The following is a 21,403-nucleotide window of genomic DNA, read 5'->3' on the forward strand; positions in this document are numbered from 1 at the left end:
GTTACCCGGGCGGCGCCATCCCCAGGAAACGGAAGGCGTTGTGCCACTGGATGGCGTCCACATCGGACTCGGCGAGGCCGATCGAGCGCAGCGTACGGCCCGCGGGCTCCTCGCGCGGCATCGCCGGGAAGTCCGAGCCGACCAGCAGCCGGTCCGCGCCCAGCAGGTCGACCAGGTACCGCAGCGCGCGGGCGTCGAACACCATCGAGTCGTAGTAGAACCGCCGCGCGTACTCCAGCGGTGACGGGCCGTCGTCGTGCTGGACGGCGCGCTCCGGGACCGGCGACTCCTCGTTCCAGGTCCCGCTCCAGAAGTACTGCGCGCGCGGCACCATCAGGCCGAACCCGCCGGCCGCGTGACTGAACGAGATCCGCAGGTCCGGGCACTTCGCGGCGATCCCGCCGGTGATGATCGAGGCCGCGGCCATCGCGCCTTCCAGCCCGACGACGTAGGTGCCCATCGCCGACCGTGGCAGCCGGTCGGTCGCGCTCGGCATCGCGTGCACGAAGATCGCCAGGCCGAGCCGCTCGGCTTCGGCGAAGAACGGGAGGAACCGCTCGTCGCCGATCGAGACACCCAGCACGTTCGACGCGACCTCCACGCCACGCAGGCCCGTGTCCTGGATAGCGGCCAGCTCCTTCGCCGCGATTTCGGGATCCTGCAAGGGAACCATGCCCAGGCCCGCGAACCGCGCGGGGTCCGACGCACACAACGTCGCGGTGAACTCGTTGACATGCCGGGCCAGCGACAGCCCGTCCGCGACCGGCAGGTCGTACTTCAACAGCGGCGGCATCGGGCTGAGTACTTCGAAGTCCACTGTGGACGCGTTCATCTCCTCGATCCGCCGCTCGGCGTCGAAGAACGCGTCCTTCGCCCGGAACCGGGTCGCGCCGAAGAGCAGCAGCCGCGCGGTCTCCCCGTCGATCACCTCCATCCGCGGGAAGCATTCCGGCGCGTCGGCGGGATAGTCGCGGGGCAGCAGGTGAGCATGGGCGTCGGCGAGCACGCGGGCCTCCTCCTCAGTTGTTCGGGTGGACGGAGACGTGCACCGCGGTCTCGCCGGGCACCTCACCGGCGAGCGTCTCGATCGCCGTGACGACGTCGTCGAGGCCGAACGTGTGGGTGTGCAGCTTCTCCAGCGGGAACCGGCCGGACTCGATGAGGGCGATCGCCTGCTCGTTGGCCGACGCGTCGACCCCGAACGCGCCGAAGACCTGCAGCGCGCGCTGGATGATCAGGTCGGTGCGCAGCGGGATCTCCTTGCCGCCCTTGAGTCCCGCCAGCACGACACGCCCGCCGTGCCGCGCCGACTGCAGCGCGTCGGTCACCGGGGCGGCGGCCATCGGGGTCAGTTCCAGCACCACGTCGGCCATCGCGCCGCCGGTGATCTCCCGGACGCGCTCCACCGTGTTCTCCGCGTCGGCGAAGATCGTGTGGTCGGCGCCGAACTCGCGGGCGAGGTCGAGCTTGTGCCCGTCGGACTCGAGCCCCGTCACGATGATCGTGCCGGCCCCGGCCGCCTTCGCGGCGATCACGCACGCGATGCCCCGCTGCCCGGAGCCGAGCACGACGACCGTGTCGCCGAGCTTGATCCCGCCCAGCTGCGCCGCCCACCGCACGCCCGCGCCGAGCGGGTTGACCATTGCCGCCACCTCGACCGGGACGGACCGGTCGACCGGGTGCACGATGGTGCCCGGGGAAAGGTAGAGGTATTCGGCGAAACCGCCCCAGATCGCGGGTTCCACGTCGATGCCGGTGACCCCGTGCCCGTACTTGCGGTTGGGGCACGACTGGTAACGGCCGCTGAGGCAGTGCTGGCACGCGTGACACGGCACGATGACCTCCAGGGCCACCCGATCGCCGGGTGCGACGCCCCACCGTTCCGCCGCCCGTTCGCCGATGTCCTCGATGATGCCGAGCGGTTCGTGTCCGGGAATGAACGGGCCACGATCGGGGTTTCCCAGGTGCCCCTTGAAGGTTTCCACGTCGCTGCCGCAGATCCCGTTGGCCTCGACGCGCAGCAGCCCGTCGTCGGGCCCGATCTCCGGCCGGGGGAACTCACGGATTTCGATCGCGCGCGGTCCTGTTTGGACGGCCGCGCGGACGGTGTCTGCCATGCTGGATGCCCTTTCTGGCTAGCCGGCGGGCCGGACGAGGCGGGACTTCATTTCGGAGCGTTCGAGCGTGCCGGGCGGTACCAGGGTGACCTCGGCCCGCACCGAAAGCCGTGCCCGGATGAGGTTTTCCAGCTCCTCACGCAGTTGTGCGCGGTCGCCGGGCGCCTCACCCCATTCGGCCTCGACCCGCAACGGTGGTTCGACCCGCGGGCCGGTGCCGGGCACCACGATCTGCACGGCGCCGGTCGTGCGGGGATGGCGGGTCTGCACGAGATCCCGGACCGCGGACGGGAAGACGTTGACGCCCAGCACGATCAGCATGTCGTCGGTGCGGCCCACGCAGCGGATCAGCGGCGCGCCGTCCCGGCTCGCCCCGGTGACGACGACCCGGTCGCGGGTGCGGAACCGGACCAGCGGACAGCATTCGCGATCGACAGAGGTATAGACCAGCTCGCCCGACGCGCCGGGCTCGGCCGCGATGGGGTCGCCGCTGTCCGGGTCGATCAGCTCCACCACGACGTGGCGGCCGCCGGTGAACCGCATGCCGCCGGACTCCGGCGCCTCACCGAACAGAACCGGTGCCATGTCGGCGTTTCCCAGCCCTTCGGCGACCGGGGCGCCCCATTCCCGCCGGACGTACTGGCGGAACGCGGGCTCTCCCCCGCCGGGCTCACCACCGACGAACACCTTGCGGATGCCGAACTCCCGCGGGTCCCGGCCCAGTCCGCGCACGTACTCGGCGAGGTAGCGCACGTAGGACGGGGTCGAGTGCAGCGCGGTGACCCCGAGGGTTTCCATGGCCAGCAAGGCTTTCTCGCTGGCGCCGGTGCCGATCGGGACGAGCGTCGAGCCGATGGTCTCCAGCGCGTCCCGGATCGGCAGGCCGCCGACGAACAGCGTCAGGCCGGCACCGTGCAGCACGACGTCCTCGCGGGTGGCGCCCATGGTGCGGAACGCACGGGCGACCATCTCCGTCCACGCGTCGGCGTCGCGGCGGGTGACGCCGACCCAGCTCGGTTTCCCGGTGGTGCCGGTGGAGGCGTGCACCCGGACGACCTCGGTCAGGCTCACCCCGGCGTGCCGGCCCAGCGGCGGTGCGGCGGCCTGCGACTCGCGCAGCATTTGCTTGCTGGTGAAGGGAAATCCGGTCAGGTCGTCGAGTGTCTCGAACTTCGGATCACCGTGCTCGGCGAACAGGTCCCGGTAGAACGGCGAGCGCGCGGGCAGCCGGTGCAGCTGCTCGCGCAGCATGGCGCCGACGGCCTCCCGGTCCTCCACTGCGACGAAGCCAGGTGTGACCACGGCAGGACCTTCCCGTCAGTCTCGTTGTGCCGCGGCGAGCGGTGGTGCCACGTGATGGGGCAGCACCTCGGCGCCGAGCAGCGCGATGTGCTCGAGGTCGTGGATGTCGTAGATGTGGAAGTACACGGTGTCGGCCCCCGCCTCGCGCAGCGTCCCGACCCGGTCGGTCACCTCGGCCGGAGTCCCGATCAGCGCGTTGGCGCGGATGAGCGCCGAGCCCATCACCTCGCCGCGGCGTTCAGACTCCGCAGGAGTCCGTCCACATGCGACAGGCAGCACCGCCGAGCGCCTTGCCTCGTCAGGATCGCGCCCGATCGCTTCGCAGGCGCGGGCGAACACGGCGTACCGCTCGCGCAGGTCGCCGCCGAGCGCGCCGTTGAACTCGTCCGCGAACCGCGCGGCGATCGCGGGAGTCCTTTTCGGACCGGAGCCGCCGACGATGACCGGCGGGTGCGGCCGCTGCGTGGTGCGCGGCGTCGCGGCATTGGCGTCGATGCGATAGTGCTTGCCCTGGAAGGAGTATTCCTCGCCTTCGCCCGCGCGCCACAGTCCGGTGATGATCTCCAGCTGCTCCTCGAACCGGTCGAACCGCTCGCCGCGCGGCGGGAACGGGATGCCGAACGCGTCGTGCTCGCGCTCGTACCAGGCGGTGCCCAGGCCCAGCTCCACCCGGCCACCGCTCATCTCGTCGACCGACGCGACGATCGTGGCGAGCAGGCCGGGCGCGCGGAAGGTCGCGGCGCCCACCAGCGCGCCGAGGCGCACCCGGGACGTGTCGCGGGCGAGCCCGCCGAGCGTGGTCCAGCAGTCGGTCGGCCGGTAGGTCCGGTCCTGGGCATCCACGCCGAGCAGGTGGTCGGAGCGGAAGAACGCGTCGAACCCGGCGTCCTCGGCCGCGCGGGCGAGCGCGAGGATCTCGTCGTAGCTCGCCCCGTGGCGGGGCTCCATGAGCACCCGCAGGCGGAAGTCAGTTCGTGCCACGCAGGGACACCGCCTTCACCTGGGTGTAGTCGAGCACGGCGTCCGCGCCCATGGTGCGGCCGAAGCCGCTGCGCTTGTAGCCGCCGAACGGCGCGCCGACCAGTCCCGCGCCGAGCGCGGCGTTCACCGCGACCTGCCCGGCCTGCAGCCGCTTCGACATCCGCACGGCGCGCCCGACGTCGCGGGTCCACACCGACGCGACGAGCCCGTAATCGGTGCCGTTCGCGACTTCCAGTGCCTCGTCCTCGCCGTCCACCGGGATCACCGACAGCACCGGGCCGAAGATCTCCTCCCGCGCGATCCGCATGCCGGGGTCGACGCGGTCGAAAAGTGTTGCCTGGACGAAGAATCCGCGTTCGAACCGCTCGCCGTCCGGCACTCCGCCGCCGACGACCAGCTCGGCGCCTTCCTCGCGGCCGGCCTTGACGTAGCCCAGTACGCGGTCGTGCTGCTTCTCGTTGATCAGCGGGCCCATCTGGACCTTTTCGTGCCACGCGCCGACCCGGACCTGGCCGAGGTGCTCGGCCAGCCGCCGCACAACCTCCGCGTGCACCGAGCGGTCCACCACGACACGGGAACCCGCTGCGCAGATCTGCCCGGTGTTGAGGGTGATGCCGGTCGCGATCGCCGGGATCGCCGCGCCGAGATCGGCGTCGCCGAAGATCACCTGCGGGGACTTGCCGCCGAGTTCGAGGTGCAGCGGGGTCAGGTTCTTCGCGCAGGCCGCCATCACGAGCGAACCCGTCTCGGGCGAGCCGGTGAAGCTCATCCGGCGGATGCCGGGGTGGGCCGGGATCGCCGCGCCCGCTTCGTGCCCGTAGCCGGTGACGACGTTGACCACGCCGGGCGGGATGCCCGCCTCGACCGCCAGCCGCGCCAGCGCGAGTGGGGTCAGCGGCGCGTCCTCAGCGGGTTTGATGACGATCGTGTTGCCCGCGGCGATCGCGGCGCCGACGTCGTTGGCGAACATCGGGCCCGGCGCGTTCCACGGGATGACGCTGCCGACCACGCCGTACGGTTCGCGCAGGGTCAACCCGAGCACGTCCGGGCTCCCCACCGGGAGCGACAGGCCTTGCACCTTGTCGGCCTGGCCCGCGATGAACGTCAGGATCCGCGCCATCGGCGGCGGTCCCCAGCTCGGGCGCCCGACCTCCTGGGATTCCAGGCTGTCGAGTTCGGCGTCGTGCTCGCGGATCAGCTGCGCCCAGCGCAGCACGAGCGCACCGCGCTCGGTCGGGCTGGTGTCGCGCCAGGCCGGGAAGGCGGCGGAGGCGGCTCGCACCGCGGCGTCGACGTCCACGGTGTCACCGCGCGGTATCCGGGCGACGACCTCCCGTGTCGCCGGGTTGATCACGTCGATGGTCTCGCCGCTCTTCGCCGGCACCCATTCGCCGCCGATGAGCTGGGCGTTGTCGACGAGGAGGGCGCCGAGCTCCGGGCTGGGCAGGACGGTGGTCATGGCTGCTCCCCTCCGGTTCACGATGGAACGGACTATGCCGGGGTGGCCGTACCCGCCGCGATACGCCTTTCGCGACGCGGAAAACCTGCGCGAACGCCGTCCCGGCCCGGACGGCGGGGCGAAAGCTGGTGGTCATGACGACGGTGCGCGAAACGGTCCACGAGCTGCTGCGCGGCTGGGGCCTCACGACGGTGTTCGGCAATCCCGGTTCGAACGAACTGCCGTTCCTGGACCGGTTTCCCGGCGACTTCCGGTACGTCCTCGGGCTGCACGAGGGTGCCGTGCTCGCGATGGCGGACGGCTACGCGCAGGCGACCGGCGCTCCCGCACTGGTCAACCTGCACGCCGCCGCGGGGCTCGGGAACGCGATGGGCAACCTGGCGAACGCGCGGCAAATGCACACGCCGCTGATCGTGACCGCGGGCCAGCAGGCGCGGAACATGGTCGGCCTCGGCGCGATGCTGTCGGAACCGGAGCTGACCACGGTGCCGCGCCCGCACGTCAAGGCCGCGCTGGAACCGTTGCGGGCGCAGGACGTGCCGCGCGCCCTCGCGGAGGCGTATCACCTCGCGACCCTGCCACCGAGCGGTCCGGTGTTCGTGTCGCTGCCGCTGGACGATTGGGCGGCCGAGGTGGAACCGTACGAAGTGGAGCATCTCGGGCGCCGCCGGGTCACCGCTTCGGCCGCACCCGCCGAGGGTGCGGTCGAACGGCTCGCGGCCCGGCTGGCGGCAGCGCGCACGCCGGTACTCGTCGTCGGGCCGGAGCTGGACCGTGAATCGGTGTCCGACAGCGTCGTGAAGCTCGCGGAGACGGCGAACCTGCCGGTCTGGCTGCCGCCCGGCCCGCCGCACTGCCCGTTCCCGACGACGCACCCGCACTACCGGGGCGTGCTGCCCAACAGCGTCGCCGGGATCAGTGAAACCCTTGCGGGACATGACTTCGTGCTCGTGCTCGGCGCGCCGGTGTTCCGCTACCACGTCAACAAGCCCGGTCCTTACCTGCCGCCGGGCGCCGAACTCGTCGCAGTCACCGCGGATCCCGCGGCCGCGGCCCGGTCGCCGATGGGCGACGCGCTCGTCGGCGACGTCGGGGAGGTCGTCGTCCGGCTCGCGAGTCTGGTGACGGCGTCCGACCGCCCGGCGGTCGAGCCACGGCCCGCGCCGCCTCTCGTCCCCGCCGCCAACGCGCCGTTCCCCGCCGCGGCCGTGTTCGACGTGCTCGCTTCGGTGTTGCCTCGGGATGCCGTGCTGGTCAACGAATCCACGTCCAACACCGGCGATTTCTGGGCGCGGGTGCCGATCCGGCGCGCGGGCAGCCTGTACTTCCCGGCGGCGGGCGGGCTCGGCTTCGGGCTGCCCGCGGCGGTCGGGGTCGCGCTGGCCGACCCGGAGCGGCGCGTGTTCGCCGTCCTCGGCGACGGCGCCGCGCAGTACGGGATCCAGGGTCTGTGGACCGCCGCCCAGCACCGGCTGCCGGTCACGTTCCTGGTGCTGCGCAACGACGACTACGGCGCGTTGCGCTGGTTCACCGGCCCGCTCGGCGTGTCCGAAGTGCCCGGTCTGGACCTGCCCGGCCTCGACGTGGTCGCGATCGCCCGTGGCTACGGGCTGGAAGCGCGGCGGGTCGGAGACGTCGGCGAGCTACGCGACGCGCTGGCCGTCACGGACGGGCCGCTGCTGCTGGAAGTCCCGATCACCTGACCCCCGGTTTCGTCAGCCTGAATTGATCAGTCTAGGTTGATGACATGCGCTCGCAGGTGGACGAACTCGCCGCGAGGTTGTACGGCGGAATGGGCCTGACCGCCCGGCGGCTGCGGCAGTTGCACGCGCCGGGCGACCTCACGCTGCCCGAACGTGCGGTGCTGGCCCGGCTGGACCGGGGTGGCCCGGCGACGGCGGCGGAACTGGCGCGTGCCGAGCAGATCACCCCGCAGGCCATGGGAACCACGCTCGGTGGCCTGGAGGAACGCGGGTTCGTCGAACGCCGTGCCGATCCGCACGACGGGCGCCGGATCATCCTGTCGCTCACCCGATCCGGCCGCGAAGTGCTGCGCCACAAGCGCGACGCCCGCGTCCGCCAGTTCGCGAAGGCCCTGAGTGAGCACTTCACGCCCGCCGAACTGGAGGCCCTGCGGACGGTGGCACCACTGATCGAGCGCCTGGCCGAACACCTCTGAGGAAGGAAGTCCCGTGTCCGACACGATCGACCCCCGCCAGACCGCGTTGCTGGTGATGGACTACCAGAACGGCATCGTCGGCTCCTACGACGTGGCCGAAGAAATGAAGCGCACCGCCGACGCCATCACGACAGTCCGGGCCCGGGGCGGCCGGATCGGCTACGTCCGGGTCGGGTTCACCGACGCCGACTTCGACGCGGTCCCGGCCACGAGCCAGTTCGCCGCCATGCTGACGCCCGAGCGGCGCCCGGCCATGCACGCCGACTCCCCGGGCACCGCCGTGCACGACGACCTCGCCCCCGAGCCCGGTGACATCGTCGTCCGCAAGTCGCGGGTCGGCGCCTTCTCCACCACCGACCTGGACGAGCAACTCCGCGCAGCGGGGGTCACGACGCTGATCCTGGCCGGGATCTCCACCAGCGGCGTCGTGCTGTCCACCGTCCGCGACGGCGCGGACCGCGACTACCGGCTCGTGGTGCTCGCCGACGCGTGCGCCGACCCCGCGCCGGGCGTGCACGAGTTCCTGGTGGAGAAGGTCTTCCCGCGCCAGGCACAGGTCACCACGACCGCGCAGCTGTCCGAACTGCTCGGCTGAGCTGTTCCCCTTCCGGGGTATGAAAAGGACGTGGCCGGGGCGGCGACGGCGACCGTAGCGTCGGGTGGGAAACTACCTGAGGAGCGCCATGTTCGAGGCGATGATCGATCCGACCGCCCGCCCCGCCACCTCTGCCACGGGAGCCGCGCTCGCACCACGCCCGGCGCGGCTGGCCGGGCTGACCGTGGGCCTGCTGGCCAACACCAAGAAGAACGCCGAACCCTTCCTCGACGAGGTCGGCGAGCTGCTGACCGCCGAGTACGGCGTGCGGAACCTGGTGCGGCGCAAGAAGCTCGACATCGCCAAGACCGCGCCGGCCGAAATGCGCGCCGAGCTGGCCGACGCGTGCGACGTGGTGGTGGTCGGCGTCGGCGACTGCGGTTCGTGCAGCGCGTCGGCCGTCGCCGACGGTCTGGAACTGGAGGCCGCGGGCGTACCCGCGGTCGTGATCTGCAGCGAGGCGTTCGCCGCGACCGCCGACGCGATGGCGGATCTCAAGGGCGCCAAGGGATACGGCTACACGCGGACGCCGCATCCGGTGGCACCGCTGGAACGCGGCGAGGTCCGCGAACGTGCCCGCCGGATCCTGCCGGACCTGGTCGGCATCCTGACGGGTCGCGCGACGGCCGCCGCATGACGGACGTCGCCGCCGACACCGAGCGGCTGGACTACGCGCGGGCCGCGGTCGAGCACGCTTACGACGAGGGCTGGACCGATGGGCTGCCGATCGTGCCGGCGACGGCCGGGCTGGTCGAGGAGTTCCTCGCCGCCACGCCGCGTCCGCCGGAAGAGGTGATCGCCGCCGCGCCGCAGCTGGACCGGGAGTGCACCGTCGAGCAGGCCGCGGTGAACGCCGCGATGGCCGGCTGCCGCCCGGAGTACTTCCCGGTGGTGCTGGCCGCGTGGGACGCGCTGATGGCGCAGCCGGTGGTCACCGGCGGCGGCTGGCAGAGCACGAGTGGCCCGGCGCCGCTGATCATCGTCAACGGCCCGATTCGCGCGGAGCTGGGCATCAACTCGACCGGCGGTGTGCTCGGGCCCGGTTTCCGCGCCAACGCGACGATCGCCCGGTCGATCGGGCTGGTGGTGCGCAACGTTCTCGGTATCCGGCCGCACGAACTGGAGCAGGCGACGCAGGGGCTCCCCGGGCGCTGGACGTTGTGCGTCGGGGAGAACGAGGAAGAGAGCCCGTGGGAACCGCTGTCGGTCGAGCTGGGGCTGGCGCCCGGGACCAACGCGGTGTCGGCGTTGTTGCTGCGGACCTGTGAGTTCGTGGACAACCGGCACACCACGGATCCCGAAGAGTTGCTGTGGGATTTCTGTGACACGGCGGCCAGGACGGGTACGGCGATCGGGCGATTCTCGTCGGCCGGGCTCGTGCTGGGCGTGGAGCACGCGCAACTGTTCGCCGGCAACGGGTTCTCGAAGGCCGACGTCCAGCAGTGGCTGTACGACCACGCGATCCGCAGCCACGCCGATCTCGAACGCGCCGGCAAGGGCCTCGAGGACCGCGACGCGCCCGGCATCGACGAGTACGGCCTGCACATGACGCCGAGCCCCGAGCAGATCCCGGTCATCGTCGCGGGCGCCCGCAACGCCGCGATGTCCATGGTGGTCCGCCCCTTCGGCTTCCGCGGCTGGACCCGCACCGCCCACCCCCTCTGACGCGAGTCGTACCTTCGCGACGCCGAGTCCGACGCTCGCGACCGCGAGTCCGACGTTCAAGACGCCGAGTCCGACATTTGGGCTGGCGTGACTGTCGAACTCGCTGTCGCCAATGTCGGACTCGGCGTTCTCGGTGTCGGACTCGCGGGGTCAGGGCGCGGGGTCCAGGGGGATGAGGGGGGCTGGGCCGGCCAGGTCCGAGGGCGCGGCGGGGGCGTAGGCGAAGTTCTTGGCGCGGGCGCCGCCGTCGACGACGAAGTCGCAGCCGGTGATGAGCCGGGCGTAGTCCGAGCACATCCACGCCACGCAGTGCCCGATGTCGGTCGGCGTACCCGTCGTGCCCATGGGCACCAGCGGCATCCGGTCCCCCGACCACCGCGACGGCCGGCGCCACGGCTCCTCGCCGGTCGCGCCACCGAGACCACCCGGGCGCGGGCGGTCCAGCACGCCGCCCGGGCCCTGCGACGCGATCAGGTCCGGGTTGTCCGGGGTCGGCGCTGTCGGGGTGAAGCTGTTGACCCGGATCCCGTACGGCGCCAGGTCCATCGCCGCGGCCCGCACGAAGTTGTTGACCCCGCCCTTGTGGAACGCGTAGGCGATCACACCGGCTGTGCCCGACCAGCCGTTGGACGACGAGATCGCCACGATCGACCCGCGGATCCCGCGCTCGGCCATGTGCCGGCCGACATACTTGGTGTTGAGGAAGTTCCCCATCGCCGCGACCTGCACCGCGCGCGAGAAGAACTCGGCGCTCTCGTCCAGCACGCCACGCCCGCCGAGCACGGCCGCGTTGTTCACGAGAATGTCGATCTGCCCGAAGGTCTCGATCACAGTGTCCAAATAGGACAGTACCTGCCGCTCGTCGGTGACGTCGCCGGGGATCGCGACCGCGGTGCCGCCGTTGCGTTCGATCCGCTCGACCGATTTCTTCGCGGCGGTGGCGTCGAGGTCGTTGCAGGCGACCTTCGCCCCGTAACGGGCCAGCGCGAGCGAAATCCCGCTGCCGATGTTCGGCCCCGCCCCGGTGACCACGGCAACCTTGCCCTCGAGAGAGATGTCCATCCTGCCCCTTAGCTGTTGTTTGCCAACGGGAAATGACACGCGACCTGGTGCCCCGGCGCCAGCTCCCGCAGCTGCGGTGCGTCGGTCGCGCAGCGGTCCTGGGCGAACGGGCACCGGGTGCGGAACCGGCAGCCGCTCGGCGGTGAGATCGGCGACGGCGGCTCGCCCTCGAGCGTCACCTTTTCCGTGCTGTGCCGGGCGCCCGGGTCGAGCTTCGGGATCGACGACAGCAGCGCGACCGTGTACGGGTGCATCGGCGCCCGATACAACGCCTCGGCGGGCCCGATCTCGCACAGCTGCCCGAGGTGCATCACCGCGACCCGGTCGCTGACCTGTTTCACCAGCGCCAGGTCGTGCGAGATGAACAGGTACGACAGGCCCAGCTCCCGGCGCAACCGCTCGAACAGGTTCAGCACCTGCGCCTGGATCAGCACGTCCAAAGAGGACACCGCCTCGTCGCAGACCACGAGTGCCGGGTCGAGCGCGATGGCGCGGGCGATCGCGACCCGCTGGCATTGCCCGCCGGACAGTTCGTGCGGTCGCCGCCGCGCATAGGTGTCCGGGTTGAGGCCCACCAGGTCCAGCAGCTCCCGCACGCGCGAGTCCCGGTTGGGCGCGCGGTAGCCGATGAGCGGTTCCTCGACGATCTCCGACACCCGCCAACGCGGGTTCAGCGAGCCGTACGGATCCTGGAACACCATCTGCAGCTGCCGCCGCGCCTGGGTCAGCGCGCGGCTGCGATGGCGCATCAGGTCCTGGCCGAGAAAGTGCACCTCACCCGACTTCGGCCGGGGCGCCTGCAGGATCGATCTGGCCAAAGTGGACTTTCCCGAACCGGTCTCCCCCACCACACCGAGGGTTTCACCCTTCTCCAGATCGAAGGACACATCGGACACCGCGTGCACGACACCGCCCTTGACCCCACCGCGCCCGCGCGCGGTGAACTCCTGGACGACGTTGCGGACGCTCAGCAGCACGCTCATGACGAAACCCCACACGGGTGCCAGCAGGCCCACCAGTGCCCGGGCTCGTGTTCGGCGAACGGCGGGATCTGCACGTGACACTCGTCCGTCGCACGGGAACAGCGCGGCGCGAACGGGCACCCCGGCGGAAGCCGGGTGAGATCCGGCGGTTGCCCCGGTGTCACGGGAAGTTCCGCGTGCGGCGGCCGTTCCAGCCGCGGGATCGCGCCCAGCAACGCTTCCGTGTAAGGCATCCGGACCCGCGCGAACAGCGTGCTCGCGGGCGCGTACTCCACCGCCCGGCCCGCGTACATCACCACCACGTCGTCGGCGTAGCTCGCGGCCAGCCCGAGATCGTGGCTGATCAGCACGATCGCGGTGCCGAGCCGTTCCTGCAGTTCCGCCAGCAGCCGCATGATCTGCGCCTGCGTGGTCACGTCGAGCGCCGTGGTCGCCTCGTCGGCGATCAGCAGCTTCGGCTCCCCCGCGAGCGCGATCGCGATCATCACACGCTGCCGCATCCCGCCGGAGAGCTGGTGCGGGTACTCGTGGAACCGCCGCGCCGGCGCGGGCAGCCGCACCAGCCGCAGCAGTTCCATGGCCCGTTCGTGCGCGGCCTTGCGGTCCACTTTTCCGTGTGCCCGCACGGCTTCGGTGATCTGCACGCCGATCCGCATGGTCGGGTTCAGCGAGCGCGACGGGTCCTGGAAGACCATCGCGATATCGGCGCCGCGGATCCGGCGCATCTGCCGGTCCGACCGGCCGAGGAGTTCCCTCCCGTCGAACCGGGCCGAGCCGGTGACCGTCGCGGTCGGCGGCAGCAGGCCCATCAGCGCGCGGGAGCTGACACTCTTGCCCGAGCCGGATTCGCCGATGACGGCGAGTGTCCGCCCGGCGCACAGCCGGTAGGACAACCCGTTCACGGCGTGCACACGGCGCCCGCGCCCGGTGAACCGCACCCGCAGGTCCTCGACCTCCAGCAGCGGCTCCGCCGGTCCACTTCGGACGGACACGGCCTGCGCGGCTTCTTCGATACTCATCGGCCACTCCAGCGCGAACGCAGCGTCTCGCCCAGCAGGTTGAATCCCAGCACGGTCAGGAAGAGCGCGAGGCACGGCCAGACCACGAGCATCGGCGTCGCCGACAGGCTCTGCTGCCCCTGCGAGATCATGTTGCCCCAGCTCGGCGCGGGCGGCGGGATACCGAGGCCGAGGAAACTCAGCGCGCCTTCGATGACGATCACGATGCCCATCCCCAGCATCGAGAACGTCACCAGCTGCGGCACGATGTTCGGCGCGATGTGCCGGAACAGCATCCGCGAAGTCCTTGTCCCGCACAGGTCCGCGGCCACCATGAACGGCTGTTCCCGCAGCCGCAGGGTCGCCGCCCGCGAGATCCGGGCGAACGCCGGGATCGAGAAGAACGCGAGCGCGAAGATCGTGTTGAGCTGGCTGGGCCCGAGGCTCTGCGCGACGGCCAGGGTCAGCACGAGCGACGGGAACGCGATCAGCACGTCGAGCACGCGCATGATCACCGCGTCCAGCGCGCCGCCCAGGTAGGCGCTGACCGCGCCGAGGGTGCCGCCGATGAACAGGCCCAGCAGGTTCACCGACACGCCGACGATGAGCGAGGACCGGCCGCCGTAGAGCAGCCGCGACCACACGTCGTTGCCGTTCGGGTCGGTGCCCAGCAGGTGGCCCGGGGACAGCGCGGGCAGGTTCGACGAGAGCACGTCGCCGCCGGTCGGGTCCGGCACCGAACCGATCAGCGGCCACAGGAAGCAGCCGCCGATCACCAGCACCAGCAGCACGATCGGGAAGACGAGTTCGAGATGCCGCAGCCACCCCCGGCCGAACCCGCTGTCCTCGGACAGCAGCACACCAGAGGCGCCGGCCTCAACTGTCGCCATAGCGGATCCTCGGGTCGAGTACGGCGTAGAGCAGGTCGGTGACGAGGTTGGCGAGCACCGCGACGATCGCGAACACCACCACGCAGGCCTGCACCACCACGTAGTCGCGGGTGTTGATCGCCTGCAGCAGGAGCTGCCCGATGCCCGGCAGCGCGAAGATCTGCTCGATGATCACGGTCGCGCCGATCAGCGTGCCCAGGTTCAGGCCCACCACGGTGATCAGCCCGAACGAGGAGTTGCGGAACGCGTGCCGCAGCAGCACCTGCCACGGCCCGATGCCTTTGGCCCGCGCGGTCGTGATGTAGTCCTCGCCCTGCAGCTGGTCGACGAGATCGCTGCGCAGGAACCGGGTGTAGAAGCAGAACAGCGGGAACGCGATCGCGAGCGCGGGCAGGAACAGCGACCGCAGGTTCTCCCCCAGCCCCTGGCTGACCGGCACGTACCCGATCGCCGGGAACACGGTCAGCCGCACCGCGAACAGCAGCACCAGCAGCAGCGCGAACACATAGTTCGCGACCGACAGCCCGGTGATGGAGACGAGCATGCTGACCCGGTCGAGGAGCTTGTTCGGCTTGTAGGCGGCGAGCAGCGCGACCGGGATCGCGAGCCCGAGCGAGATCACGAAGGCCAGGCCCACCAGCTCGCCGCTGACCGCCAGCCGCGCGCCGAGCTCGCCGGTCACCGGCTGTCCGCTCACCAGCGAGTTGCCGAGATCGCCCTGGACCGCGCCGGCCAGCCAGTTCAGGTACCGCAGGACGGCGGGCTGGTCGAGGCCCATCTGGTGGTTCAGCGCGTCGATCTGCTGCGGGGTCGCCTCGGGACCGAGCAGGAGCTGCGCGGCGTTGCCGGGGATCAGGCTCAGCACCGCGAAGGTGAGGATGCTGACGCCGAGCACGATCGGGATCGCCATCAGCAGCCGCCGCCCGATCAGCCGCAGGCTCGGCGAACGCAGCACGTGCGTGACCGCGCTGGGGGCTTCGACCGCGGTCATCCGATCCCTCCCATGTGGACTCCGTTGTCTACTGTGGACTAGTACTCGTGGATGATCACGCCGCGGATGTTCTTGCCGTCGAGCATGTCCTGGTAACCCTGGTTGACCTCCTCCAGGCGGTACTTGCGGGTGACGAGCTCGTCCAGCTTCAAGTCACCGGCGCGGTAGAGGTCCAGCAGCCGCGGCACGTCGTAGAGCGGGTTGCTGTCGCCGAACAGCGCGCCCCGGATCTGCCGCTGGTACCCGATCAGCATGCCGCCGGGGAAGTGGATCGGGTGCTCGCCGAGCTTCCCGACCGCGGTGATGGTGACCTTGCCGGTCTTGCCAGTGATCCGCACCGCGGAGTTCACGATTTCCTCGGTGAGCACGCCCGGCGTGCAGATCGCGCGGTCGGCCAGCTGACCCCAGGTGGTCTGGACCACAAACTCGTGGGCCGTCTCGGCGTCGGCGAACGTGTGCGTCGCACCGAACACCTTCGCCATGTCCCGCTTGAACTCCACCGGATCCACCACCACCACGTTCTTCGCCCCCGCATACCGCGCACCCTGCACAGCGTTACTACCCACCCCACCCGCGCCGTAGATCACCACGGTCTGTCCCGCCCGCACCCCGGCGGCGTGCACGGCCGAGCCCCAGCCGGTCGGCACGCCGCAGCCGACGAGCGCCGCGATCTCGAACGGGATGTCGTCGGCCAGCGGGATGCAGGCCCACTCGGACACCACCGCGTACTGCGAAAAGGTGCCGAGCGTGCAGAACCCCCCGAGATCCTCGCCGTCGAGATGGAAGCGGAACGTGCCGTCGAGGAACATGCCGGTCCCCGCGTTCAGCCCCTTCTCGCACATGTTCTGGTGACCGGTCGCGCACGGCCGGCAGGCGCCGCAGGCGGGGATGTAGGAGCAGACGATCCGGTCGCCCGGCTTGACCCGGCGCACGTGCGGGCCGACCGACTCGACGATCCCGGCGCCCTCGTGCCCCCCGACGACCGGCAGCCGGACGGGCGCGTCGCCGCGAGTGATGTGGTCGTCGGAGTGGCACAGCCCGGAAGCGGCGAACTGAACCCGGACCTCGTGGTCCTTCGGCTCGTCCAGCCGCAGGTCGACGATCTCCCACGGAGTGTGGGCCTCGCGGGTGATGGCGGCGCGCGTCGTGATCGGCATGGCGGGCTCCCTCAGTGTTCGTGGACGATGACGCCGCGGATGTTCTTGCCGTCGAGCATGTCCCGGTAGCCCTGGTTGACCTCCTCCAGCGGGTACCGCCGGGTGATCAGCTCGTCGAGCTTGAGGTCGCCGGAGCGGTAGAGGCTCAGCAGCCGCGGCACGTCGTAGAGCGGGTTGCAGGCGCCGAACACCGCGCCCTGCACCCGCCGCTGGTAGCCGATGAGCATGCCGCCGGGGAGATCGAGCTGCCCGGGGCCGACCGCGGTGATGGTGACCTTGCCGGACTTGCCGACGACTCCGACCGCGGACGTGATCACCTCGTCGGACAGGACGCCGACGGTGATCAGCGCGTGGTCGGCCAGCTGACCCCACGTGGTCTGGACCACAAACTCGTGCGCTTCTTCGGCGTCGGCGAACGTGTGCGTCGCGCCGAACACCTTCGCCATGTCCCGCTTGAACTCCACCGGATCCACCACGACGACGTTCTTCGCCCCGGCATACCGCGCGCCCTGCACGGCGTTACTGCCCACGCCGCCCGCGCCGTAGACGACGACCGTCTCCCCCGGCCGCACGCCGCCGGCGTAGACCGCCGTACCCCAGCCGGTCGGCACTCCGCAGCTGACCAGGGCCGCGACGTCGAACGGGATGTCGTCGGGGATCTTGATGCAGGAGAACTCGTGCAGCACCGCGTACTGCGAGAAGGTGCCGAGCACGCAGAGACCGCCGAAGTCCTCGCCGCCGGCGTGGAAGCGAAAGGTGCCGTCGGGAAACTCGCCGGTCGAGGCGTTCTTGCCCTCGTCACACATGTTCTGGTGCCCGGTCGAGCAGTATCGGCACTTCCCGCAGGCAGGAATGAACGAGCACACCACGTGATCGCCCACCGCCACGCGCGTGACATCGGCGCCCACCGCTTCCACCACGCCGGCGCCTTCGTGCCCGCCGACCACGGGAAACCGCATCCCCGAGTCGCCCTTCTGGATGTGGTCGTCGGAGTGGCACATCCCGGCCGCGTGGAACCGGACGCGCACCTCGTCCGCTTTCGGTTCGTCCAGCTCGAGGTCGATGATTTCCCAGGGGCGCCGGGGTTCCCGGCAGATCGCGGCGCGCGTGGTGACCATCTGCATCCCCGTTCTTCGGCAGTGGCTCCACGATCCGCCGCCGCCGGAGCGGCAGCCAGAGCCATTCCACCGGACGAAAGAGGCGCTGCCCGGCCGTCTTCGCCCGACGGGCCCCTTCCCGCCGGAAGACAGCTATATTGCGTGCAGAAGAACGCAATCTGAACTTGGCGTGTCGTGGGGTGGGGAATGCAGGGCGAACGGGCAGCAGAAACACCGAGATCGGTAGCGGACCTGGCGGGTGATCCGGGCTGGCAGGTCCGCAGGGCGACGACCGGCAAGTGGATCACCGCGGAAGCGGCGTTCCAGCAGGGCGGCCGCAACTGGCGGATCGGGCTCACCCCCGGCCCACCCGGCGTGACCGCGCTGATCCTGTGGGCCGACGGCACGGTCGTCGACCACGCCCGCGGTTCGGAGTCGGCGATGTGCGCGCGGGCACACCGGTGGCGGGCGAACCTCGCCGCGCACCGCCCCTGGCACGAGGCGATGCGGGCGGGCTGAGCCGGGTCAGACCGCGGCGGCGAGCCCCTGGTGGTGCGGGCGGCGCAGGCCGGACAGGTCGCGCTGGACGGCGGTGTTGCGGTCGGCGACGGTGTTGCCGAAGGCGAACTGCGGCCAGTAGCCGAGGATCTCCTGGCGGCTGCGCTCGCTCCAGCGGCGGGCCAATTCGCTGCGCGACTTGTAGAAGTTGAGCGCGTATCCCTTGGTGTGCAAGCGAAGGACCGAGAACCCGCCCGGGTACTCCTTGGCGGCGGCGATCTCCTGCATCGTCACCCGCGGCGCGAGCGGGCTGACCGTGCGGTGGTTGCGGTGCGTGTGCCCGGCGTGATGCAGGAACAGCCCGGGCGTCTTCGAGTACCAGTCGAGGATCTGCGCGGCCTGTACCGCGTCGACCGAGTTGCTCGGGGTGATCGGGAACGCCGAGTCCTGCACGACGAGCGGGTGGTGGCCGAACACCAACGTCGGCTGGTCGCGGTGGGCTTCGAGGTCCCGCCGGAACCAGTCGAGCTGGGCCGGGGACAACCCGCCGGCGTCACCGCCGTTGCCTGCCTTGTCGTAGGTGTCGAGGCCGATGACGTGCAGGCCGGAGAGGTCCTTCGAGAAGTAGGTCAGCTCGTCGCGCGGGAAGTACGCGTCGTGGAAGCAGTCGTTGCCCTGCCACTGCCCGGCGCGGCACGCCGAGTACGCGTCGCCGAGGTGCGCGCGGTCATGGTTTCCGCGGGTGACGAAGTAGTCCTCGCGATACCGGCCGAAGCGGGACAGCAACTGCCCGGCGCGGCTGAGGTCGTTCGGCAGCGCCTCGGCGGAGATGTCGCCCGCCGCGAGCAGGTAGGCCGGGTCGAACCGGCGCACGTCGTCGACGAGTGAGGAGAGCATGACCTCGGGGTAGGGCGGCAGGCCCGGTTCCTGCGTGATGCCGATGTACTGCGGCTGGCCGCCGACGAGGCCCGCCTGCGTCTCCCCCAGGTGCAGGTCGTTGCAGAGGATCACGGAGAACAGGTGGCTGCCCTGCGGCGGTTGCGGGGTGGTGAACTCATACGGGCCGCCGGTGCCCAGGCCGTGGTCCGAGGTGCCGACCGCGTTGCCCGCGATGAGCGTGAACTGCGAGGGCGCCGCGGCTTTGCCGTTCGAATACGCCTGGTAGTAGTAGGTCTGCCCCGGTTCGAGGTGGGTCAGCTCGACGTAGTGGTACGGCGTGTGCCCGGAGATCCCGTACGCGACGCGGTTGAGGCGCGTGGGGTTCGTGCCGTAGCGGACGAGCCCGTCGGCCGCGGCGGGGACCATCCGGCCGAGCCCGTCGTCGGTGCCGGACTGGCCGGTGTACCAGGTGATGACGGCGTGGTCCTCGGCGAGCGTGACCAGTTCGAGGTTGACCGGGGCGATGGTGCCCGCAGTTCCGGTGTCGGCGTAGGCGGTCCCGGCGCCCAGCGGCGCGATCGCGGCAGCGGCGGCCGACCAGCGGAGCAGGTCCCGGCGCGTGAAGTCACAACCTGGCATGTGCCCGAAGCTAGGGGCCGCTCGTGAACGCCGGTGGCGAGTTGCTCCCTGAGTGGATGTCGCGCAGGTGAAGAAAGTTCACACACAAGCGGTTGTCCGTGTTGGTCGGCACGCTCGATGCTCGGACGGTCGATTTCCCCCGATTCCGGAGGTCTGCCGTGGTGAAGAAGTCCCTTGCGGTCGTCGCGCTCCTGTTCTCGTTGCTCGGCACGGTTCTCGTCGTCCCGGCCGAGGCGTCCGTGTACGACAGCTGCTCCGTTTCCGGCTGCTCGGCCGCCCGCACCGCCTACAACGGCTGGAACCAGCTCGGTTTCCCGCGCTCGGCGGGCTGGTACTCGTGGCCCTACGGTCAGTACAACTACACCGGTGGCCGGTTCCAGAACCGCGAGGGCGAACTGCCCGCGGGCGACACGTTCTACGAGTACGACGTCAACCCGCGTGCCCGTGGTGCCGCCCGCGACGCGGCGCGCATCGTGCGGGACGTGACCACCGGCGTCGTGTGGTTCACCCCCGACCACTACGTGAACTTCTACCGGATCCACTAGCTACCGGGGAATCCAGCTCCTCACAGATCGGTGGCGCGCTGGTGCCGCGGCTCGTACAACCCGACCTCGCCACCGCCCGGCAGGTGGAGCCGGGTGACGCGGCCCCAGCGTTCCTCGGTGACCGGCCCCGCGAACGACACCCCGCGGCCGGACAGCTCCGCCATGGTCACGTCCAGGTCGTCGCACATGAAGTACAGCTCCGACGACGGCGCACCGGCCGGGTGCACGGCGGCCTCGGCGGGCGGCAGTTTGAAGATCAGCCAGCCACCGCCCGCGTCGACGTGCGGGAAACCCAGCACGTCCCGCAGGAACTCCCGGTCCGCCTCGGCGTCCCGGCTGTACAGGATCACGTGCGCGCCATCGATCATGCGGAAAGAGTAACGGTTACTGGTACAGCGCCGCCTGGATCTTCGGGTCGGTGATGTTCGACTTGTCGTACCAGTAGTACGCGGTATCGATCCGCTTCGGCAGCTGCTCGTGATTGATGGCCTTCAGCGCCGCGTCCACCAGTTGCCGCCCGATGTCGACCGGGTCCTGCGTGATGGCACCCGACTCGACGCCGCTGTTGATCGCGTCGATCTGCGCCTTGCCCGAGTCGAACCCGGCGATCGTGAGCCCGGTCTTCCCGGCCTCCTGCACGCCCTTGATCACGCCGATCGCCGAGCCCTCGTTCGAGCCGTAGATGCCCTTGAGGTCCGGGTTCGCCTGCAGGATCGACTTCGTGATGTTCGCGGACTGCAGCTGGTCGCCGCCACCGTACTGGGGCGGCAGCACCGTGATGCCCGGCGCGTTCTGCTTCATCCAGTCCAGGAACCCGTCGCGACGGTCCTTTCCGGACAGACTGGTCTGGTCGTGCACGACCATCGCCACCTTGCCCTGACCGCCGATCTGGTCCGCCAGGTGCTTGGCCGCGTCGGCGGCCGCGGCCTTGTTGTCGGTGGCCACCGTGGTCGCCGGGATGTCACTGTCCACACCGGAGTCGAACGCGATCACCGGAATGTTCTGCGCCTTGGCCTGCTGCAGCAGCGGTGCCGCGGCCCGCGAGTCGAGTGCCGCGAAACCCAGTGCCTGCGGGGATTTCGCCAGCTCGTTGGTCAGCATGTTGACCTGCTGCTCGACATCCTGTTCCGTGGCCGGGCCGACGAACGTGATCCGCGCGCCCTTCGCCGAAGCTTCGTCTTCGGCGCCCTTCTTCACCGACTGCCAGAACTGGTGCTGGAATCCCTTCGAGACGATCGCGATCAGCGGGCCATTCCCGCCGGCGCCGGAGGTGCCGCCCTGACCGCACGCGGCCAGGCTCACCGCGAGCGCGGCCGCCGCGAGCGTAGCCGTGATCTTCGGAATCTTCATGGGCCGAACTCCCTTG

General features: G+C 70.6%; 22 protein-coding genes. 7 read left to right on the plus strand and 15 right to left on the minus strand.

Annotation, left to right across the window (positions count from 1 at the left end):
- Nucleotide 1 precedes the first annotated feature (1 nt).
- The 5 genes from LOZ83_RS20885 to LOZ83_RS20905 are packed head-to-tail and all read right to left on the minus strand — an operon-like array spanning nucleotide 2 to nucleotide 5,859.
- Nucleotides 2-1,006: an amidohydrolase family protein gene (locus tag LOZ83_RS20885; protein WP_236792602.1), complete on the minus strand. Its 1,005-nt coding sequence runs from the start codon at nucleotides 1,004-1,006 to the stop codon at nucleotides 2-4.
- Nucleotides 1,007-1,019: 13 nt separating this feature from the next.
- Nucleotides 1,020-2,117 (minus strand): zinc-binding dehydrogenase, encoded by a 1,098-nt coding sequence (locus tag LOZ83_RS20890; protein ID WP_236792603.1) that lies wholly within the window; start codon nucleotides 2,115-2,117, stop codon nucleotides 1,020-1,022.
- 18 nt (nucleotides 2,118-2,135) lie between these two features.
- Nucleotides 2,136-3,419 carry a phenylacetate--CoA ligase family protein gene (locus LOZ83_RS20895; RefSeq protein WP_236792605.1) on the minus strand — a complete coding sequence of 428 codons (1,284 nt, stop codon included), beginning with the start codon at nucleotides 3,417-3,419 and terminating at the stop codon, nucleotides 2,136-2,138.
- A gap of 15 nt (nucleotides 3,420-3,434) precedes the next feature.
- A complete protein-coding gene (locus LOZ83_RS20900; RefSeq protein WP_236792607.1) occupies nucleotides 3,435-4,400 on the minus strand; it encodes an LLM class F420-dependent oxidoreductase in 966 nt (321 codons plus the stop codon).
- Nucleotides 4,387-5,859 carry an aldehyde dehydrogenase gene (locus LOZ83_RS20905; RefSeq protein ID WP_236792608.1) on the minus strand — a complete coding sequence of 491 codons (1,473 nt, stop codon included), beginning with the start codon at nucleotides 5,857-5,859 and terminating at the stop codon, nucleotides 4,387-4,389. The genes LOZ83_RS20900 and LOZ83_RS20905 overlap by 14 nt, the downstream gene beginning before the upstream one ends.
- A gap of 134 nt (nucleotides 5,860-5,993) precedes the next feature.
- Between LOZ83_RS20905 and mdlC the strand changes: the two genes are divergently transcribed.
- From mdlC to LOZ83_RS20930, 5 genes are all read left to right on the plus strand, one after another.
- Complete coding sequence (gene mdlC / locus LOZ83_RS20910) at nucleotides 5,994-7,562, plus strand: benzoylformate decarboxylase (protein ID WP_236792613.1); 1,569 nt, start codon at nucleotides 5,994-5,996, stop codon at nucleotides 7,560-7,562.
- Between the two features lie 44 nt (nucleotides 7,563-7,606).
- Nucleotides 7,607-8,038 (plus strand): MarR family winged helix-turn-helix transcriptional regulator, encoded by a 432-nt coding sequence (locus tag LOZ83_RS20915; RefSeq protein ID WP_236792615.1) that lies wholly within the window; start codon nucleotides 7,607-7,609, stop codon nucleotides 8,036-8,038.
- 13 nt (nucleotides 8,039-8,051) lie between these two features.
- Nucleotides 8,052-8,633, plus strand: a complete 582-nt coding sequence (locus LOZ83_RS20920) for a cysteine hydrolase family protein (protein WP_236792617.1) — start codon at nucleotides 8,052-8,054, stop codon at nucleotides 8,631-8,633.
- 88 nt (nucleotides 8,634-8,721) lie between these two features.
- On the plus strand, nucleotides 8,722-9,270 hold the full coding sequence (locus LOZ83_RS20925) for a UGSC family (seleno)protein (RefSeq protein ID WP_236792620.1): 549 nt from the start codon (nucleotides 8,722-8,724) through the stop codon (nucleotides 9,268-9,270).
- On the plus strand, nucleotides 9,267-10,298 hold the full coding sequence (locus tag LOZ83_RS20930) for a hypothetical protein (protein ID WP_236792622.1): 1,032 nt from the start codon (nucleotides 9,267-9,269) through the stop codon (nucleotides 10,296-10,298). Before LOZ83_RS20925 ends, LOZ83_RS20930 begins: the two co-directional genes overlap by 4 nt.
- Before the next feature lie 150 nt (nucleotides 10,299-10,448).
- Here LOZ83_RS20930 and LOZ83_RS20935 read toward each other — a convergent pair whose 3' ends face one another.
- The 7 genes from LOZ83_RS20935 to LOZ83_RS20965 are packed head-to-tail and all read right to left on the minus strand — an operon-like array spanning nucleotide 10,449 to nucleotide 17,497.
- The gene (locus tag LOZ83_RS20935) at nucleotides 10,449-11,360 is read right to left on the minus strand and encodes an SDR family NAD(P)-dependent oxidoreductase (protein ID WP_236792623.1); all 912 of its coding nucleotides are present in this window, start codon (nucleotides 11,358-11,360) and stop codon (nucleotides 10,449-10,451) included.
- Nucleotides 11,361-11,368: 8 nt separating this feature from the next.
- Nucleotides 11,369-12,343, minus strand: a complete 975-nt coding sequence (locus LOZ83_RS20940; protein ID WP_236792627.1) for an ABC transporter ATP-binding protein — start codon at nucleotides 12,341-12,343, stop codon at nucleotides 11,369-11,371.
- The gene (locus LOZ83_RS20945) at nucleotides 12,340-13,362 is read right to left on the minus strand and encodes an ABC transporter ATP-binding protein (protein WP_236792629.1); all 1,023 of its coding nucleotides are present in this window, start codon (nucleotides 13,360-13,362) and stop codon (nucleotides 12,340-12,342) included. The genes LOZ83_RS20940 and LOZ83_RS20945 overlap by 4 nt, the downstream gene beginning before the upstream one ends.
- The gene (locus LOZ83_RS20950; protein WP_236792631.1) at nucleotides 13,359-14,231 is read right to left on the minus strand and encodes an ABC transporter permease; all 873 of its coding nucleotides are present in this window, start codon (nucleotides 14,229-14,231) and stop codon (nucleotides 13,359-13,361) included. The genes LOZ83_RS20945 and LOZ83_RS20950 overlap by 4 nt, the downstream gene beginning before the upstream one ends.
- Complete coding sequence (locus tag LOZ83_RS20955) at nucleotides 14,218-15,222, minus strand: ABC transporter permease (protein WP_236792633.1); 1,005 nt, start codon at nucleotides 15,220-15,222, stop codon at nucleotides 14,218-14,220. Before LOZ83_RS20955 ends, LOZ83_RS20950 begins: the two co-directional genes overlap by 14 nt.
- A gap of 38 nt (nucleotides 15,223-15,260) precedes the next feature.
- Nucleotides 15,261-16,379 carry an NDMA-dependent alcohol dehydrogenase gene (locus LOZ83_RS20960; protein WP_236792635.1) on the minus strand — a complete coding sequence of 373 codons (1,119 nt, stop codon included), beginning with the start codon at nucleotides 16,377-16,379 and terminating at the stop codon, nucleotides 15,261-15,263.
- Nucleotides 16,380-16,390: 11 nt separating this feature from the next.
- Nucleotides 16,391-17,497: an NDMA-dependent alcohol dehydrogenase gene (locus tag LOZ83_RS20965; RefSeq protein WP_236792637.1), complete on the minus strand. Its 1,107-nt coding sequence runs from the start codon at nucleotides 17,495-17,497 to the stop codon at nucleotides 16,391-16,393.
- A gap of 186 nt (nucleotides 17,498-17,683) precedes the next feature.
- Between LOZ83_RS20965 and LOZ83_RS20970 the strand changes: the two genes are divergently transcribed.
- Entirely contained in the window at nucleotides 17,684-17,995 is a 312-nt protein-coding gene (locus tag LOZ83_RS20970; protein WP_236792640.1) for a hypothetical protein, read from the plus strand.
- A gap of 6 nt (nucleotides 17,996-18,001) precedes the next feature.
- On the opposite strand, the gene LOZ83_RS20975 is transcribed toward LOZ83_RS20970, so the two are convergent.
- Nucleotides 18,002-19,492, minus strand: coding sequence for a metallophosphoesterase family protein (locus LOZ83_RS20975; protein ID WP_236792642.1), 1,491 nt, complete (start codon nucleotides 19,490-19,492; stop codon nucleotides 18,002-18,004).
- A 161-nt stretch (nucleotides 19,493-19,653) separates the two neighbouring features.
- On the opposite strand from LOZ83_RS20975, the gene LOZ83_RS20980 reads away from it, so the two are divergent.
- Complete coding sequence (locus tag LOZ83_RS20980) at nucleotides 19,654-20,037, plus strand: ribonuclease domain-containing protein (RefSeq protein WP_236792645.1); 384 nt, start codon at nucleotides 19,654-19,656, stop codon at nucleotides 20,035-20,037.
- Nucleotides 20,038-20,057: 20 nt separating this feature from the next.
- Here the strand turns inward: LOZ83_RS20980 and LOZ83_RS20985 are convergent, their stop codons facing one another.
- Nucleotides 20,058-20,405 (minus strand): VOC family protein, encoded by a 348-nt coding sequence (locus tag LOZ83_RS20985; protein ID WP_236792651.1) that lies wholly within the window; start codon nucleotides 20,403-20,405, stop codon nucleotides 20,058-20,060.
- Between the two features lie 16 nt (nucleotides 20,406-20,421).
- A complete protein-coding gene (locus tag LOZ83_RS20990; protein ID WP_236792653.1) occupies nucleotides 20,422-21,387 on the minus strand; it encodes an ABC transporter substrate-binding protein in 966 nt (321 codons plus the stop codon).
- Nucleotides 21,388-21,403 lie beyond the last annotated feature (16 nt).

Source organism: Amycolatopsis sp. GM8 (assembly GCF_021653975.1).
In the GTDB taxonomy this organism is placed as follows: domain Bacteria; phylum Actinomycetota; class Actinomycetes; order Mycobacteriales; family Pseudonocardiaceae; genus Amycolatopsis_E.

What these genes read in the sequence shown, in the direction of transcription:
- LOZ83_RS20890 (WP_236792603.1), bottom strand. Translation starts at nt 2,117, where the DNA reads ATGGCAGACACCGTCCGCGCGGCCGTCCAAACAGGACCGCGCGCGATC.
- LOZ83_RS20905 (WP_236792608.1), bottom strand. Translation starts at nt 5,859, where the DNA reads ATGACCACCGTCCTGCCCAGCCCGGAGCTCGGCGCCCTCCTCGTCGAC.
- mdlC (WP_236792613.1), top strand. Translation starts at nt 5,994, where the DNA reads ATGACGACGGTGCGCGAAACGGTCCACGAGCTGCTGCGCGGCTGGGGC.
- LOZ83_RS20915 (WP_236792615.1), top strand. Translation starts at nt 7,607, where the DNA reads ATGCGCTCGCAGGTGGACGAACTCGCCGCGAGGTTGTACGGCGGAATG.
- LOZ83_RS20925 (WP_236792620.1), top strand. Translation starts at nt 8,722, where the DNA reads ATGTTCGAGGCGATGATCGATCCGACCGCCCGCCCCGCCACCTCTGCC.
- LOZ83_RS20930 (WP_236792622.1), top strand. Translation starts at nt 9,267, where the DNA reads ATGACGGACGTCGCCGCCGACACCGAGCGGCTGGACTACGCGCGGGCC.
- LOZ83_RS20935 (WP_236792623.1), bottom strand. Translation starts at nt 11,360, where the DNA reads ATGGACATCTCTCTCGAGGGCAAGGTTGCCGTGGTCACCGGGGCGGGG.
- LOZ83_RS20940 (WP_236792627.1), bottom strand. Translation starts at nt 12,343, where the DNA reads ATGAGCGTGCTGCTGAGCGTCCGCAACGTCGTCCAGGAGTTCACCGCG.
- LOZ83_RS20945 (WP_236792629.1), bottom strand. Translation starts at nt 13,362, where the DNA reads ATGAGTATCGAAGAAGCCGCGCAGGCCGTGTCCGTCCGAAGTGGACCG.
- LOZ83_RS20950 (WP_236792631.1), bottom strand. Translation starts at nt 14,231, where the DNA reads ATGGCGACAGTTGAGGCCGGCGCCTCTGGTGTGCTGCTGTCCGAGGAC.
- LOZ83_RS20955 (WP_236792633.1), bottom strand. Translation starts at nt 15,222, where the DNA reads ATGACCGCGGTCGAAGCCCCCAGCGCGGTCACGCACGTGCTGCGTTCG.
- LOZ83_RS20960 (WP_236792635.1), bottom strand. Translation starts at nt 16,379, where the DNA reads ATGCCGATCACGACGCGCGCCGCCATCACCCGCGAGGCCCACACTCCG.
- LOZ83_RS20965 (WP_236792637.1), bottom strand. Translation starts at nt 17,497, where the DNA reads ATGGTCACCACGCGCGCCGCGATCTGCCGGGAACCCCGGCGCCCCTGG.
- LOZ83_RS20970 (WP_236792640.1), top strand. Translation starts at nt 17,684, where the DNA reads ATGCAGGGCGAACGGGCAGCAGAAACACCGAGATCGGTAGCGGACCTG.
- LOZ83_RS20975 (WP_236792642.1), bottom strand. Translation starts at nt 19,492, where the DNA reads ATGCCAGGTTGTGACTTCACGCGCCGGGACCTGCTCCGCTGGTCGGCC.
- LOZ83_RS20985 (WP_236792651.1), bottom strand. Translation starts at nt 20,405, where the DNA reads ATGATCGATGGCGCGCACGTGATCCTGTACAGCCGGGACGCCGAGGCG.
- LOZ83_RS20990 (WP_236792653.1), bottom strand. Translation starts at nt 21,387, where the DNA reads ATGAAGATTCCGAAGATCACGGCTACGCTCGCGGCGGCCGCGCTCGCG.